Origin of the sequence: Vibrio sp. 1167, from assembly GCF_033340375.1 — a bacterium.
Lineage (GTDB): Bacteria > Pseudomonadota > Gammaproteobacteria > Enterobacterales > Vibrionaceae > Vibrio > Vibrio alginolyticus.
Window position 1 is genome coordinate 370,816 of record NZ_JAWOWK010000004.1, and the last position, 16,039, is coordinate 386,854.

General features: G+C 44.7%; 9 protein-coding genes. 6 read left to right on the forward strand and 3 right to left on the reverse strand.

The genetic code is table 11. The annotated features are described in order from the left end of the window. Nucleotides 1-53: 53 nt before the first annotated feature. The 3 genes from vmeK to erpA all read right to left on the reverse strand — a co-directional run bounded on the left by vmeK (nucleotide 54) and on the right by erpA (nucleotide 4,730). The gene (vmeK, locus tag R7Z78_RS11135) at nucleotides 54-3,158 is read right to left on the reverse strand and encodes a multidrug efflux RND transporter permease subunit VmeK (RefSeq protein ID WP_104975565.1); all 3,105 of its coding nucleotides are present in this window, start codon (nucleotides 3,156-3,158) and stop codon (nucleotides 54-56) included. A 9-nt stretch (nucleotides 3,159-3,167) separates the two neighbouring features. Further along, complete coding sequence (locus R7Z78_RS11140; RefSeq protein ID WP_104975566.1) at nucleotides 3,168-4,283, reverse strand: efflux RND transporter periplasmic adaptor subunit; 1,116 nt, start codon at nucleotides 4,281-4,283, stop codon at nucleotides 3,168-3,170. A 105-nt stretch (nucleotides 4,284-4,388) separates the two neighbouring features. Next, on the reverse strand, nucleotides 4,389-4,730 hold the full coding sequence (gene erpA, locus R7Z78_RS11145) for an iron-sulfur cluster insertion protein ErpA (RefSeq protein WP_005380031.1): 342 nt from the start codon (nucleotides 4,728-4,730) through the stop codon (nucleotides 4,389-4,391). A 246-nt stretch (nucleotides 4,731-4,976) separates the two neighbouring features. Here erpA and hemL point away from each other — a divergent pair, with 246 nt between their 5' ends. The 6 genes from hemL (at nucleotide 4,977) to R7Z78_RS11175 (ending at nucleotide 16,037) form a co-directional block, all read left to right on the forward strand. Next, on the forward strand, nucleotides 4,977-6,272 hold the full coding sequence (hemL, locus tag R7Z78_RS11150) for a glutamate-1-semialdehyde 2,1-aminomutase (protein ID WP_005380032.1): 1,296 nt from the start codon (nucleotides 4,977-4,979) through the stop codon (nucleotides 6,270-6,272). Between the two features lie 345 nt (nucleotides 6,273-6,617). Next, entirely contained in the window at nucleotides 6,618-7,703 is a 1,086-nt protein-coding gene (locus R7Z78_RS11155) for an AI-2E family transporter (RefSeq protein WP_085569821.1), read from the forward strand. A 76-nt stretch (nucleotides 7,704-7,779) separates the two neighbouring features. After that, nucleotides 7,780-8,805, forward strand: coding sequence for a 16S rRNA (guanine(1207)-N(2))-methyltransferase RsmC (gene rsmC / locus R7Z78_RS11160; RefSeq protein ID WP_017820412.1), 1,026 nt, complete (start codon nucleotides 7,780-7,782; stop codon nucleotides 8,803-8,805). Nucleotides 8,806-9,031: 226 nt separating this feature from the next. Next, nucleotides 9,032-12,418 carry a response regulator gene (locus R7Z78_RS11165; protein WP_005380036.1) on the forward strand — a complete coding sequence of 1,129 codons (3,387 nt, stop codon included), beginning with the start codon at nucleotides 9,032-9,034 and terminating at the stop codon, nucleotides 12,416-12,418. Nucleotides 12,419-13,197: 779 nt separating this feature from the next. Further along, nucleotides 13,198-14,880, forward strand: a complete 1,683-nt coding sequence (locus R7Z78_RS11170; protein ID WP_104975568.1) for an ABC transporter substrate-binding protein — start codon at nucleotides 13,198-13,200, stop codon at nucleotides 14,878-14,880. A 170-nt stretch (nucleotides 14,881-15,050) separates the two neighbouring features. Beyond that, nucleotides 15,051-16,037 carry an ABC transporter permease gene (locus R7Z78_RS11175; RefSeq protein WP_005380038.1) on the forward strand — a complete coding sequence of 329 codons (987 nt, stop codon included), beginning with the start codon at nucleotides 15,051-15,053 and terminating at the stop codon, nucleotides 16,035-16,037. Nucleotides 16,038-16,039: the final 2 nt, after the last annotated feature.

Genomic DNA, 16,039 nt, shown 5'->3' on the forward strand with positions numbered 1-16,039 from the left:
AAAAGGGCAGCGAAGCTGCCCTTTTTGTTTTGTCGATATCATCACGATAAAGCTTACTGTTCGGAGTGATGCTCTCTCCCGAGCATAAGCAAACACGGTGTCAGAATTAACGTTAGCAAAGTCGCAAACGCCAAACCACCCGCGACAGCGGTCGCAAGCTGAGACCACCATTGAGTGCTTGGTGCGCCAAACTCCACTTTCTGATTAACTAAGTCGATGTTCATTTCTAACACCATTGGCAATAAGCCTAATATGGTGGTCACCGTCGTAAGTAAAACGGGCCTTAAACGCTGCACACCCGTACGCAAAATAGCCTCAGATTTTTCTAAGCCACGTTTACGCATCTGATTATAAGTATCGATTAAAACAATATTGTTGTTTACCACGATACCAGCCAACGCAATCACTCCAATTCCCGACATAATGATGCCAAATGGCTTTTGGAAAATAAGTAACCCGGCGAAGACACCAACGGTAGAAAACAGCACTGCACTAAGGATTAAGAAAGCTTGATAAAAGCTATTAAACTGCGTAATTAAAATCAAAGCCATCACACCAAGCGCGACAATAAAAGCATTTTGCAAGAATGCTGATGAGTTTTCCTGCTCTTCATTTTGACCCCGAATCTTATATTCAATGCCTTCCGGTAAGTCGAGCTGTTCCATTCCAGCGGCAATCTTAGGTAACTCAAGCGCCAAATTGTAACCTTCCACCATATCCGCTTTAATATTGATAACTCGATGACCGTCGACCCGACGAATAGTGTCTTGCTTATGATCTGGTTTGATTTGAGCAAAATTCGTAATCGGTACCAGACCAGCTGCCGTTTTCACTCTCAGTTGATCAAATCGACCTATGTCGCGCTTATCTTGCGGATAGCGCACCAAAATATCGACTTCTTCATCCGCATCATCGGGCAAATAATCGCCTATTTTCAAGCCGTTCGTAACAAACTGGACGGTATTCCCGACTAAGGTAGCATCCGCTGCAAAGCGAGAAGCGTCATCTCGCTGGATATCAATTTGCCAATCAATCCCTTCCTTATTAGTGGTATCACTCAAGTTGGTCAGTGCAGGATTACCATCAGCCCAATGTCGTACTTTTTTGGCCGCTTCATCTAACGCACTAACACTCAAGTTTCGTGATGATACTTCAATCACGAGATCATGCTCGACAGGCGGTCCTGCGTCCGGGAATTTATACTCAAGTTCAACACCATAAAAGCGGTCTGTCGTCTCTTTTAGTTCCTCAATAATGGTTTTCACTTTGCGTCGATACTGCCAATCCACAGGCGTTATTTGAATCTGGCCAATCTCGTCCCCATTATCGCTCGCTCCTGTGCGCGTGTAGACACTTTCAAACTCGTCATGACCGAGCATCACCTTCTCGATTTCGCGCATAACAACATCTTTTTCGTGAATAGACAGGTCACCATAAGAACGAACTTTAACGGTAAAAAAGGCAGGGTCCACTTCAGGGAAAAACTCTGCACCCAAGCCAGCTTTGTTGTAAGTGAAGCCGACACCTGCCGCTAGCAGTATCGCGCTGAGTAAGACTTTCCATGGATGACGAATCGCTACCGACAGAGTCTGGTAATAAAGCTTGGTAATGCCAGTCGCTTTTTCAAAGTTGCCGTTATGCAGCTCCACCATTTCTCGCTGAGCTTTCTGATTGACTACTTGAGGCTTGCCAATGATCCCACCGATGACAGGAACGAACAATAAAGCCATCATCAGCGAAGCGGCCAAGGTAGCAATTAAAGTAAGTGGTAAGTACTTCATGAACTCACCAGTGATGTCTGGCCAGAAAAGTAACGGAGCAAACGCAGCCAATGTGGTTGCTGTGGATGCGGTAATAGGCCAGGCCATTCGCTTTGCTGCATCTCGATAGGCTTCTTTACGTGGCGTTCCTTCTTGCATGCGCCGATCTGCAAACTCTGTCACCACAATGGCACCATCCACCAACATGCCTACCGCCATAATTAAAGCAAACAGTACGACGATATTGACCGTCAGCCCAAATACCGATAACACCAACAACCCAGTCAAGAACGATCCTGGAATAGAAATCCCCACGAGAAGCGCGGTCCTAACCCCCAATATGGCAATAATGACGATAACTACGAGGATAATTGCGGATAAGATATTGTTTTGTAGATCACTGAGCATCAATTTGACATCGTCGGATTGATCCCAAGTGTATTTAACTTGCAAATTGTCGGGCCACTCGGCGCGCTTCTGTCCCTGAGCCAGTACTTCTTTTACCAACTCAACCGTTTCAATAATGTTTTCCCCTGCCCGTTTTTTTACGTCCAAAACGATGGCAGATTCGCCATCTAAACGAGCAAAACTTTCAGGATCGCGAAATGCACGCCGTACTGTCGCCACATCGCCAAAAGTGATCACCTCTTTGCCATTCACCTTGATCGGTAATTCAAGCACATCTTTCAGTGAATCAAAAACCGATGGGACTTTTACCGAAAAGCGTCCATACCCAGTATCGACAAACCCCGCTGCCACAACTCGGTTATTCAAGGCGATTAAATTATAGATATCCGCTTGATCGAGACCGTAGCTTTCCATCAATAGCGGATCGACAACTATCTCCACGATGTCTTCGCGATCTCCTGCGATTTCAACCTCAAGAATCTGACGGAAACTTTCCAAACGATCACGTAACGTTCTGGCAATCTGAACAATGGTTCGCTCTGGTACGGTGCCATAGAGCACAACGGTCAACACAGGCTCTTCAGATGCAAACGTGACTTCGTTTACCGTTGGCTCATCACTGTCCTCTGGTAACTTTGGCTTCGCAAGATCAACCGCATCACGCACATCTGCCATCGCTTTATCAAGATCCACTCCGACACTAAATTCCAGCGTCACCGAAGCATGACCTTCTGATGCCACAGAGGTCATCTCTTTTACGCCTTCAATTGAACGCAGCTCTTGCTCTATTGGGCGAACCAATAAACGCTCGGCATCGACAGGAGAAATACCTTGATGTCCAACAGAAACATAAATGATCGGAATGGTAATATCAGGGCTCGATTCCTTGGGGATTGTGACGTAAGTAATGACACCTGCAATTAATATCATCACCAATAATGTCAGCATAGTGCGAGCGCGAGATAACGCAGCATCAATCAGAGTGTACATAGGTGCTCCTTACTGCTCATTAGCTGCTTCAAGAACTACGTCATCAACTTTATTGGCCAGTGCTTGATCACCATCTCGCACAAAACCTTGTCCCAGCACGATAATGTCTACACGCTCTCCTAACCCAGAGAGCCACACACCATCATCCTCGGCCTTAACGAGTTGAATTGGAACAAACTCAACATGCTCATTACGCAGTGTCTTGACACCTAAGTTACCTTCTTCATCTAGTGCTAACATGGCAGCCGTAATCTTTACCGCCAACACTTCACTCAAAGGCAGCTGTACTTCTGCGCTCATACCGGCAGAAATTCTTGCGTCTTGATTATCAATTTCGATTTCAATTGGAAATGTATTAGTAGAAGCAGAAGAAACACGTCCAATGTAGCGCACACGACCTTGATGATGCTGTTGGTTAATGGTTCTTACGTCGGCTTCTAGGCCTTCCTTAAGGTATTGTATATGCCGTTCACTGACATCGGCTTCAATCACTAAAGTATCCAAATCAATGACCGTCGCAATAGGATCGCCAATCCCGACAAAATCACCTAACTCAACAAAGTGGTGCTCTACGATGCCATCAAATGGCGCTTTAACCTCAGTATTTCTTAAAGCCGTTTGCACGTTACTCAAATTCGCACGTGCATCTACCAACGCTGCTTGCGCTGTCGCAAATGCAACCTCACCTTGCAGTCCACGACTTTTTAGCGATTTAGCTGCATTAAACTCTTTCTCTTTAACCAACAGCATCGCCTGGGCCCGTTTAAGTTGAATGCCAAGGTCGCGCTTATCGATGTTTGCGATCACTTGTCCCTGTTTGACCGCTTGGCCTTTCTTTATGTTAAGACTGACTATTTTACCGGCAACTTCGGCGCCAAGACGCGCTTGACGATTGGGCGCTGTTCGTCCATACAATTCAATGGTTTTACTGGTAGGTTCGGCAAGAAAAGTATCAAACATCACCTTTGCAAGTGGTGTCGTGTTCGTGGATGTTGAAGAGTTAGGATGATCATCTTGTGCTTTGAGTTGGCCGATGGTTAGCCATGCAACAAGAAGTAAGACGAGGATAAGAGATACTAGCCAAGGGCGCTCGACAATTCGGCGTCCAAAAGAAAGTCCAGACATATAAAGTCCTTTTTATTATTTCTCTGCATATCTGCGAGCGTGCGCTTTACGTGACATCCTTCTACATAAAGCACAGGCAGCCATTAGCTGCCTGTTAGGTGTTAATTACACACTGAACGATGCACCACAACCACATGTTGTCGTTGCATTGGGGTTATTTACGAAGAAGCGCGCTCCTTCCAACCCTTCTGTGTAGTCAACAATACCGCCAACGAGATATTGCAGACTCATAGGGTCTACAACCAGTGTTACACCACTGTTTACGATTGTCGTATCGCCTTCGTTTACATTTTCATCAAAAGTAAAGCCGTATTGGAAGCCGCTGCAGCCGCCGCCAGTAATGTATACGCGCAGTTTCAATGCTGGGTTTTCTTCTTCAGCAATCAATGCTTTAACGCGAGATGCTGCTGCGTCAGAAAAAGATAATGGTACGTTTACTTCGCTCACGAAGACCTCTCTCACTCGTGTAATGCGTCAAGCCTGAAGCAAGACGTCAAATTTGTGCTAATTGAGACGATTATCCAATACCTGACAAACTCGTTCAAGTATTCGCCGCCGATTCTTTATAACAGATGCGGATATATAAGATTACACTGCGAAACAACACATAAATTAAGCAAAACGTTTCTAACTTGATTATAGCTAGGTACAATGCGCTCCACTTGGTCCGAGCAATCAAAAGAGGATAACCCCATGACCAAATCATCAGAGCTGTATCAAAAAGCTCAGCAAACCATCCCTGGCGGTGTCAATTCACCAGTTCGTGCATTCAACGGCGTTGGCGGTTCTCCGCTATTTATCGAACGAGCAGACGGTCCACTGATTTTTGATGCCGATGGTAAAGCGTATATTGATTACGTTGGCTCTTGGGGTCCAATGATTCTTGGCCACAACCACGCAGTTATCCGCGAAGCAGTAATTGATGCAGCGCAACGCGGTCTTAGCTTCGGTGCGCCAACAGAACTTGAAATCGCGATGGCAGAATTAGTTTCTGAGCTTGTTCCATCAATGGAGCAAATCCGCATGGTAAGTTCTGGTACTGAAGCTACGATGAGCGCGATTCGTCTTGCACGTGGCTTCACCGGTCGCGACAAGATCATGAAATTTGAAGGTTGTTACCACGGCCACGCTGACAGCTTGCTAGTAAAAGCAGGTTCTGGTGCACTAACTCTAGGTCAACCAAGCTCTCCTGGCGTTCCTGCAGATTTTGCTAAGCACACGCTAACAGCAACATTCAACGACCTAGATTCTGTACGCGAGCTATTTGCTGCTAACAAAGGCGAAATTGCTTGTATCATCGTTGAGCCAGTAGCAGGCAACATGAACTGTATTCCACCAGTGGAAGGCTTCCACGAAGGGCTACGTGAAATCTGTGATCAAGAAGGCGCGCTACTAATTTTTGATGAAGTAATGACAGGCTTCCGTGTTGCTCTAGGCGGCGCGCAAGCACACTACAACATCAAACCCGACCTAACGACACTGGGTAAAGTGATTGGTGGCGGTATGCCAGTAGGTGCTTTCGGTGGCCGTAAAGAAGTGATGCAATACGTTGCACCTACAGGCCCAGTTTACCAAGCTGGTACCCTTTCCGGTAACCCTGTCGCAATGGCAGCAGGCTACGCATGTTTGAACCTTCTAAAAGAAGAAGGCAACGAAAAGCGCCTAGCTTCTAAAACGAAACAACTTGCTGAAGGCTTTAAGTCTCTAGCAGAAAAACACGGTATTCCGCTAGTTGTTAACCAAGTGGGCGGTATGTTCGGCTTCTTCTTCACTGACCAGGAAAAAGTAACTTGCTACGAAGACGTAACGAAGTGCGATGTAGAACGCTTCAAGCGTTTCTTCCACTTAATGCTAAAACACGGTGTCTACCTTGCGCCATCTGCGTTTGAAGCGAGCTTTACTTCACTCGCTCATGGTTCAAAAGAGATTGATGCCACATTAGAAGCGGCTGACCGCTGTTTTGCTGTTCTTGCAGAAGAAGCGAAATAATCGCTAAAAACGGCGATAACGCATTTAGAAAAGGACCGTAACGGTCCTTTTTTATTGCCAATTCAAAATAACCAATATCGCTAATACCCCAACGACAATGCCAAACCACGGTATTCGCTTAGCTTTTTTCTCAGTTTGACACTTTTTATCACCGTTGCAACAACCCATAGCTCATCTCTTGATTGATAACCGACTGATTTGTAGTCATTATAGCAAGGTACATCGCCCTGCTCTAATTCGGCATTGTCATAAGCTTGAAAGAGTTAAGAGTGCAAAGTAATAAAGGTTACACGCCATCATTGAAGGCATAAACCGTAAACGTCACCTGTAAGTTGGACTAATACCATGCCAAATAATGTAAAAATAACGTCGAGTCACCGAGTACTAATGGTTGCTTTACTCGCCGCTGCTTTTGCTTGCTACTTATTGGTTGAGCCATATATCAATTCCATTGTGATGGCTTTTATCATTTCTTTGCTCATGTTTCCGATACACGAATGGTTTGAGCAGAAAATTCCCCAGCACCCCAATATGGCGGCACTGCTGTCATGTGTCGTCTTGACGTTTATTATTGTTATCCCGCTTTTATTTGTGTTTGCCGCCATTGTTCAGCAAGGCTCTGTTTTCTCACAAAATACATATAATTGGGTTACCAATGGTGGTATCCAAGATATATTCCAACATCCTTTCGTTATCAAAGGCTTAGCGATTGTTAATGAGTACTTACCTTTTGATAAAATCGAGCCCAAAGCCATTGCTGAGAAAATTGGGCAATTTGCCACATCGTTTGGCTCTAACTTAGTCGCTATCAGCGCAAAGATTTTAGGAGACGCAACCAACTTCCTAATGAACTTCTTCTTAATGCTGTTTGTGCTGTTTTTTCTGCTTCGTGACCACGACAAAATTATCTCTGCGATTCGTCATATCCTGCCACTCTCACGTAGCCAAGAAGACCGCATATTGACAGAGATAGAGCAAGTTTCTAAATCAGCCGTAATGGGCTCATTCATGACAGCGATTGCTCAAGGTTTGGCTGGCGGTATCGGTATGTGGCTCGCCGGTTTCCCTGGGTTATTTTGGGGAACAATGATGGGCTTTGCATCATTCATTCCAGTGGTAGGAACCGCGCTAATCTGGATTCCTGCAGCAGCGTACTTGTTCTTAACAGGCGATATGACTTGGGCTATCTTCTTGACGGTGTGGAGTGTAGTTATCGTTGGCTCTATAGATAACCTATTACGTCCGTTGCTAATGCAAGGCAGCGCCGGCATGAATACCCTTATGATTTTCTTCTCATTACTGGGTGGTCTGCATCTGTTTGGTTTGATTGGTCTTATCTACGGTCCACTTATTTTTGCCGTGACCATGGTACTGTTTAATATCTACGAGGAAGAATTCAAAGACTTCCTTAACCAACAAGACAACAGCTAGTCACCGCTTAATCACTTCAAGCTTGGGGCAGATTGTGCGAAAATCTGCCCCAAATTATTCCTGATGAACCAAATTTATGTCTGCTTATATCGCTCCTAGCCAAATAGCTCAGCGCCAACTTGAATACTTCAACGGAAAACACGTTTTAGTCGCTGGTGAAGTTGAAGACCTATTTCCTCTTGAGTTAGTGGCTCATTGTGAGTCTGTTGAAGTGTTTACTTCCAACTATAGCTACTACCGCCAAATTCAAACATCTGACAAAGTGAAAAGTCATTTTGGCTCTGTATTTGATGTTGAAACAAAAGCAGACATGGTCCTTTTATACTGGCCAAAAGCAAAAGCTGAAGCAGAATACTTGCTGGCGATGTTGATGGCGAAACTGGGCATTAACACCGAAATCGTCATCGTTGGTGAAAACCGCTCCGGCATCAAGAGCATCGAGAAGATGTTCCAAGAATACGGCCCTGTGAACAAGTACGACTCTGCTCGTCGCTGCTCATTTTACTGGGGTAATTGCCTCAATGAACCAAAACCTTTCAACCAAGCAGATTGGTTTAAGTCTTACACTGTTACACTCGGTGAGCAGTCGCTAGCGGTTAAGAGCCTACCTGGCGTATTCAGCCATGGCGAGTTCGACTTAGGTAGCCGATTGCTGCTTGAAACCTTACCTAAGCTGTCGGGCAAAGTGCTCGACTTTGGTTGTGGTGCAGGTGTGCTCGGTGCGTTTATGGCGAAAGCGAATCCAGAGATCGCGATTGAGATGTGTGACATTAATGCTTATGCGATCACTTCTAGCCAAGCCACATTAGAAGCGAATGGTTTATCCGGACGCGTATTTGCATCAGATATATACTCGGATACCGCAAAAGACTACCGCTTTATCGTCAGCAACCCGCCATTCCACAGTGGTTTAGACACAAATTACAACGCAGCGGAAACCTTGTTGGGTCAGGCACCACAATATTTAACCAAAGACGGCGAAATGGTGATTGTCGCGAATAGCTTCTTAAAATACCCACCAATTATCGAGCGGGCGTTTAATAATTGCGAGACGCTAAATAAGACCAATAAATTTTCTATCTACTACGCGAAAAAATCATAACTTCCCTCCGCGCAGGCACAAACCTGCGCGATTTTTTCTCATAAATTCAACACTCATAAGAAAAACTGCGTCACCCTGCACGCTTTACAACTAACTTTCTTGTCAAAGAAAAAAAACTCGTTAATTTTGTTAATTCTATCTAGTTGAACATCTTATCCGTTTTTAACGAGAACCTCGGCAGCGAAGTATGTTTTAGAACTGCCCATTATGAGTTGTAATCTTATCCATGTTTAAATTCTACAAAAAACAGAAATTTAAGCGCCTTCAGAGTACACTGATGACCGCATTTCTGGTGCTCAGTATCACACCTCTTACCATTACTGCGATCTTTTTCTTGCAGTCCCACAGTAAAGATCTGCAAGAACAAAGCACCTCACACTTACTGTCTGTTCGAGATACAAAACAGCAGCAAATCATCGACTACTTTGAGGCACGAGAAACCGAAGTCATGGGCTTTGTGCGCTCAGAGTTGGCTTACGCCAGTGGTGGCCGATTCTACGGTCTCGTCAATGCTTTTAGTCGTTTAGGCAATGATATTGAAGAGTCTCGTAAAAACGCCCAACAGCGCTACATCGAGGGCAGCGGAGACCAAATCAAAACCTCAACGTTACCCGAGTCATCCAACTATGTAGGAAGTGAACGTTACCGACTTTTGCACAAACGCTATCATTGGGCCTACTTGGAGCTCCTCAAGCGCTCTGATTTTAATGACATTTTGCTGGTCGACATCAATGGTAACGTCACCTACTCGATCAACAAAGACGATAACTACGGAACGAACTTGTTATCAGGCCCCTACAAAGACTCGGCACTTGGCAAAACTTTCAAGCGTCTCGCCGATGATGTGACTGAACGTCGAAAAGTAAACGAAGACTACACTCCTGTGATTGTGTCTGACTTCGAGCTGGAAGGGGGGAAATCAGTCGCTTGGCTAGGTGCACCAATTGTTCAGCAAGGTTATCTACACAGCTATGCCATGTTCCGCTTGCCAAATAATGGCATCACTAAGTTAGCCGCAGACGCCAACCGAGAGTCATCAATTAACACCTTGCTGGTTGGAAATGATCACCAACCTCGCACAATTAACACGAAACAAGACGACATTAAGAACAGTTTAGAAGTGATCGATAAAGCACTCTCTGGTGCATTTGGTGTCGGCACTTACACAAACGGTTTAGGTGAAGAGATCATCGCGGCTTATGCACCGATTGAAACTCGTGGTGTGATTTGGGCGCTCGTCGTACAGTTACCAGAAAACGAAGCTTTCGCTCGTATCCATCAACTCGAAAAACTATTCGTTATCGCTATGTTGATCGCCATTATCCTTGTGGTGATCGCTTCTCACTATTTATCAAACTTTATCACTTCTCCGTTGCTGAAATTGACTTGGGTTGCCGAAAAGGTCTCTGCAGGGGATCTTGATGACACATCTTTTAATACGGTTCGTAAAGATGAAATTGGTCGGCTTGCGTTAAGCTTTGAACGAATGCAACGCTCTATTCGAGAGAAGATTCAAACCATTAAGAAGCAAAATGAAGAACTAGAAAGCAACATACAGATCATTCAGAAACAGAATGAAGAACTGCAATTGGCCGATAAATTAAAAGATGAGTTCTTAGCCACGACTTCTCATGAACTTCGTACACCGTTACACGGCATGGTCGGGATTGCTGAAACCTTAGCGTCCGGCGCCAATGGCGCGATCCCCGCTAGCCAGAAATATCAGCTTGATATCATCATTAAAAGTGGTCAGCGTCTCGCTAATCTAGTCGATGACTTGTTGGATTATCATAAAATGCGTTATGGAAGCATGGATATCCAGAAATCAGCAGTGAGTTTGGGCAGTGCAACACGATTGGTTTTAGAGCTTTCTAGCCATTTACTTGGAAGTAAAACCATCCGCATCATCAACCAAGTCCCTGCGGATTTAAAAGCAGTGTCAGCTGACCCGCAACGCCTTGAACAAGTGCTATATAACCTGATTGGCAATGCGATTAAATACACCTCAGAAGGTAAAATTGTTATCTCCGCTAATGTGGTAGATGATCATGTACGCGTACAAGTCGTGGATACTGGACAAGGAATTCCCGCAGAACAACTTGAACATATTTTTGAACCACTCATCCAAGCAGGGCAAGACGCGAGCCGTTATCGTCAAGGTGCAGGACTTGGGCTCTCCATTAGCCGTCAATTGATCGAATTAATGGGAGGCTCGTTATACGTCAGTAGCCAACCAATGGTCGGAACTACCTTCAGTTTCACTTTACCGCTCGCCAGTGAAGAAGAAATCCAAGCAACCCAGACTCTAGCTGCGCACGGACACTTCCAAATCCCTGAAGTTAATGTAGAGAACAGTGAAGACTTATCACTTCCAGAGAACCCAGACGGCCCGTTACTGTATGTTGCTGACGATGAACCAGTAAACTTACGCGTGCTTGAAAGCTTTTTACGTTTAGAGGGCTATCGTGTGCGTACCGTCTCCGATGGGCCAGAAACGTTAGCGCTCGTCGAGCAAGAGAAGCCGGAACTTCTGTTATTGGATATCATGATGCCAGGCATGAGCGGCTACCAAGTTTGTAGTGAACTACGTGAAACCTATGATCATGCCGAGTTGCCAATCATTATGCTCACCGCACTCAGTCAAACAGAAGATCGTGTAAGAGGTTTTGAGGCAGGAGCCAACGACTATTTATCGAAACCATTTAATAAACAAGAGTTGGCGGCACGTATCCAAGCGCATTTAACGGCAAGTAAAGCAGAAATGCGCCATATGGAAAACAAAGTGCTAGAGTCTGAACTTAGACAGCGTGCAGTCGTTGAAGCAAGCTTACTTGAGACTCAAGGTCGTTTGTTGGAACAGCTAGAATCGGCTCCTGAAGCTATCATCTGTCTACGTGAAGACAAGCGTATTCGCTTTGCTAACGAAGCTGCTTGTAAGCTATTCAAGCGCAGCTTAGAACAGCTAAAGCGCTCATCTGCTGATGAGCTGATTGCCCCTAAATATCTGACCGTCAAACAACCTCATTACTGTGGCAAGATTGATATCTATATTGAAGATATTCGTCAGAACATCGAAGCAGACATTCTTAAGCTCCCTGAAGGTTCAGGGTTAGATATCATGTACATCTTTAATGTCGGCGGTGGAGCCAGTGCCGCTCGCATACATAATCTAGAAACCGCCGTAGAAGTGCTTTCAAGTTATGCATTTGATGGTGACAAAGACCAATTGCAAAAGCTAAAAGAGCTTGGCGGAGAATTTACGCGCCTTGCAGACAAAGCACTCGGTAATAAAAAGGACAAGCAAGAACTTATGCGAGAAGTTCTAGTAGACGCAATGACACATGCTTTAGAGTATTGGGAATCTGTAACGGGTGAAAGTAAGTTCGCATTTGCAGAGCAAAGTGGCTTGTGGCGCGTTTATCTAGACCGTAGTACTTTGCAAACACGCACTTTAGATAAATACATGCGTATAGAAACATTACCCAAAACACCACGTTGGAGAACGGTGCTAAGCTCGATAGAGTTCATTCTCGAACACTGCAAAGAACAGAGCCCCGAGAGAGCATACATAGAAGCACAACGAGATAAACTACAGCGACTATTGACCAGCTAATATTTATCAAAAAACTAGCCCAGCGTGCATGCTGGGCTTTTTTGTTATTCGAGTATTCCCTTCCTAGAGATAAAAGAGACCGCCTCTTCCTACCCCGTTAACATATTTCCAATAACGAACATTCGGTTAGACAACGCTATCTATTGTTGGTATTCAAACGTACGACCTTATCCATTTAACTTGTCTTAACTAGGTAAGTTCGAGCAACCGAAAAACTTCATTCATACAATAAAAAAAGGACAACAAACGGAAGAAAACTGTCGATAAAAAAGGCCATTTTTCAGATAACAAGCGGATTTTGACGAACTATTGATAGAGATTGCGAACTTAATCACAACAGAACGGCAGATTAATTTTTAGCTGATTAATTAACACCATTTCTGCATGTGAGCGAGATCTCCGAACCTAGAAACCAAGCAGGAAACGTATATTTAAAAAGGACCAACAGGTTAGTAATCACCAACACTCATTATTAACAAGGATATAAACTGCGACGCATATCAACGTTTATTTTTTGGCCCAATGCTGGTTAAAATTAGCCAAAATAACGTTTATAACGGAGAGCTCAGAGATTTTAACGTTTTTAACGGGAATCAAGTTTGATTATTTTATGGATAAGGTGTTTTCTTACTCCTGCCTAAGGCCTACAGGCCACTCTTGGCGAAACTCAATGTTGTAATGAGTAAGGCATGTACAAGAGGTAGGTCTTAGAGAGTGTTTATCAATTGATGACATTCAATTCCATTTAGTGAAATGAAAGCAAATAGTAAGGAACAGCTATGCTTGCCAATATTAAAAAAACAGCACTAGCAACAGCAATTATTGCAACGGCTACTACAGGTTTTGCATCGGTAGCTACTGCGGCTGAACGCAGTGAACTGACTATCCACCCTAAAGAGTTTACAACTTTCGTTCGTAACTTTAACCCTTTCTTGGGTGCAACTAACCTGCACACAACAACCGACTTTATTTACGAGCCGCTCGTTGTTTTTAACGAAATGCACGGTAACACGCCTGTATTTCGTCTAGCAGAAAACTTTACCATGGCTGATGACCTGATGAGCGTAACCTTCGATATCCGTAAGGGCGTAAAATGGTCTGATGGCAAAGCGTTTACCGCTGATGACGTTGTTTATTCTTTCAACCTAGTGAAAGAGAAGCCAGAGCTAGACCAGTCTGGTATCAACTCTTGGGTGACTGGCGTAGAAAAAGTTAACGACTACCAAGTTAAATTCCGTCTAAGCGAAGCAAACTCAAACGTTCCTTACGAAATTGCGAAAGTACCCGTCGTACCTAAGCACGTATGGAGCAAAGTAAAAGATCCAGCTACATTCACAAACGAAAATCCAGTAGGAAGTGGTCCATTTACTGAAATCGACACTTTCACACCGCAGCTATATATCCAGTGTGAGAACCCGAATTATTGGGATACTGACAACCTAGATGTAGATTGTCTGCGTGTGCCACAAATCGCGAACAACGACCAATTCTTGGGCAAAATCGTTAACGGCGAAATGGACTGGACGTCTTCATTCGTACCAGACATCGACCGTACGTACGCTGCAGCAAGCCCGAATCACCACTACTGGTACCCACCAGCGGGTACTCAAGCATTTGTAGTGAACTTCAAAAACCCAGACGCTGCGAAAAACGAAGCACTAACTAACGTTGACTTCCGTCGTGCGTTCTCTATGGCGCTAGACCGTCAAACTATCATTGATATCGCTTTCTACGGCGGCGGTACAGTGAACGACTTCGCATCTGGTCTTGGCTACGCATTCGAAGCTTGGTCTGATGAAGAGACGCACAACAAGTACAAAGGCTACAACACATACAACGCGGAAGGTGCGAAAAAGCTTCTAGCTAAAGCTGGCTTCAAAGATGTAAACAAAGATGGCTTTGTGGATACACCATCTGGCAAGTCTTTCGAGCTTCTAATTCAATCACCAAACGGTTGGACTGACTTCAACAACACGGTACAGCTAGCCGTTGAGCAACTAGCAGAAGTGGGCATTAAAGCTCGTGCTCGTACACCAGACTTCTCGGTATACAACCAAGCTATGCTAGAAGGTACTTACGACGTTGCTTACACCAACTACTTCCACGGTGCAGATCCACACTTGTACTGGGATAGTGGCTACAACTCGAAGCTACAAGCTGGTGACGGCATGCCTCGCTTTGCAATGCACTTCTACAAGAACGATAAGCTAGACGGTCTTCTTAACAGCTTCTACAAGACAGCAGATAAGCAAGAACAGCTAGAGATCGCTCATGGCATTCAGAAGATCATTGCTCAGGACCAAGTAACTATTCCTGTGCTATCTGGCGCGTACATGTACCAATACAACACAACTCGCTTCACTGGTTGGTGGAACGAAGAAAACCCTAAGGGCCGTCCAAACATTTGGGCAGGTATCCCAGAGCGTCTACTTCACGTACTGGACCTAAAACCAGTTAAATAAGTAGAAGTTCATTTCAAGCGGCATACATCCCGTGTGCCGCCTATAAAAATCCCTTGTTAACGAAACCAATATGTGGCGCTCGTCGTCAGGGGATTTTTCGCTCTAAATTTCGCTAGGAGCGACCTGAAACCAGAAACAGGGAAAAAATCTGGGTGAGTAAGGTGTGAGTTATGGGTTATTTTTTAAGACGTTTGTCGTTCTATCTTGTCGCGCTCTTAGTTGCAGCGACGTTAAACTTTATTATTCCGCGAGCAATGCCTGGTGACCCAGTTACCATGATGTTTGCTAATGCTTCAGTACAGGTGACTCCAGAACGAATCGCAGCAATGAAAGAACTGCTCGGTTTCGTTGATGGGCCAATTTACATTCAGTACTTCTCGTACATTAAAAACATTCTAAGTTGGGAATTGGGCACCTCAATCCAGTTCTACCCTCTTTCAGTTAATTCTTTACTAGGTAGTGCATTTGGCTGGTCACTATTTCTAGCTGGTACTGCGGTTGTACTTTCTTTCTCCATCGCTTCTGTCCTTGGTATTTTTGCCGCCTGGAAGCGCGGTAGTAAGTACGATGCATTCGTAACGCCTGGCACATTGATCATTCAAGCGATTCCACAAATGGTTATCGCAATGTTAGCACTGTTTACCTTTGCGATTGGCCTGAAATGGTTCCCATCTGGCTATGCTTACACGCCAGGTACTATTCCTGATTGGACAAGCTGGGAGTTCATCAAGAACGTGGGTTACCACGCTGTACTACCTCTATTCTGTGCAACCATCGTTCAAATTGGTGGCTTCCTAGTTAACATGCGTAACAACATGATCAACCTTCTCGCCGAAGACTATATCACGATGGCTAAAGGTAAAGGGCTGAGTGAAAACCGCGTCGTCTTTAATTACGCCGCACGTAACGCACTACTTCCAAGTGTTACCGCACTGTCTATGTCTTTAGGTATGGCCATTGGAGGTCAATTAATCATCGAGATGATTTTCAACTACCCAGGCCTAGGTACGGTTCTTCTAAACGCAATTCACGCTCGTGACTACCAAGTACTTCAAGGTCAGTTAATTATCATGACGATGTTCATGCTGTGCTTCAACTTAATGGCTGACATGCTGTACATGATTCTAGACCCTCGCCTACGTACGGGAGGCAAATAATC

Excerpts from the sequence above, each read along its gene's own strand:
- vmeK (WP_104975565.1), bottom strand. The coding sequence starts at position 3,158 with ATGTACACTCTGATTGATGCTGCGTTATCTCGCGCTCGCACTATGCTG.
- R7Z78_RS11140 (WP_104975566.1), bottom strand. The coding sequence starts at position 4,283 with ATGTCTGGACTTTCTTTTGGACGCCGAATTGTCGAGCGCCCTTGGCTA.
- hemL (WP_005380032.1), top strand. The coding sequence starts at position 4,977 with ATGACCAAATCATCAGAGCTGTATCAAAAAGCTCAGCAAACCATCCCT.
- R7Z78_RS11155 (WP_085569821.1), top strand. The coding sequence starts at position 6,618 with ATGCCAAATAATGTAAAAATAACGTCGAGTCACCGAGTACTAATGGTT.
- rsmC (WP_017820412.1), top strand. The coding sequence starts at position 7,780 with ATGTCTGCTTATATCGCTCCTAGCCAAATAGCTCAGCGCCAACTTGAA.
- R7Z78_RS11165 (WP_005380036.1), top strand. The coding sequence starts at position 9,032 with ATGTTTAAATTCTACAAAAAACAGAAATTTAAGCGCCTTCAGAGTACA.
- R7Z78_RS11170 (WP_104975568.1), top strand. The coding sequence starts at position 13,198 with ATGCTTGCCAATATTAAAAAAACAGCACTAGCAACAGCAATTATTGCA.
- R7Z78_RS11175 (WP_005380038.1), top strand. The coding sequence starts at position 15,051 with ATGGGTTATTTTTTAAGACGTTTGTCGTTCTATCTTGTCGCGCTCTTA.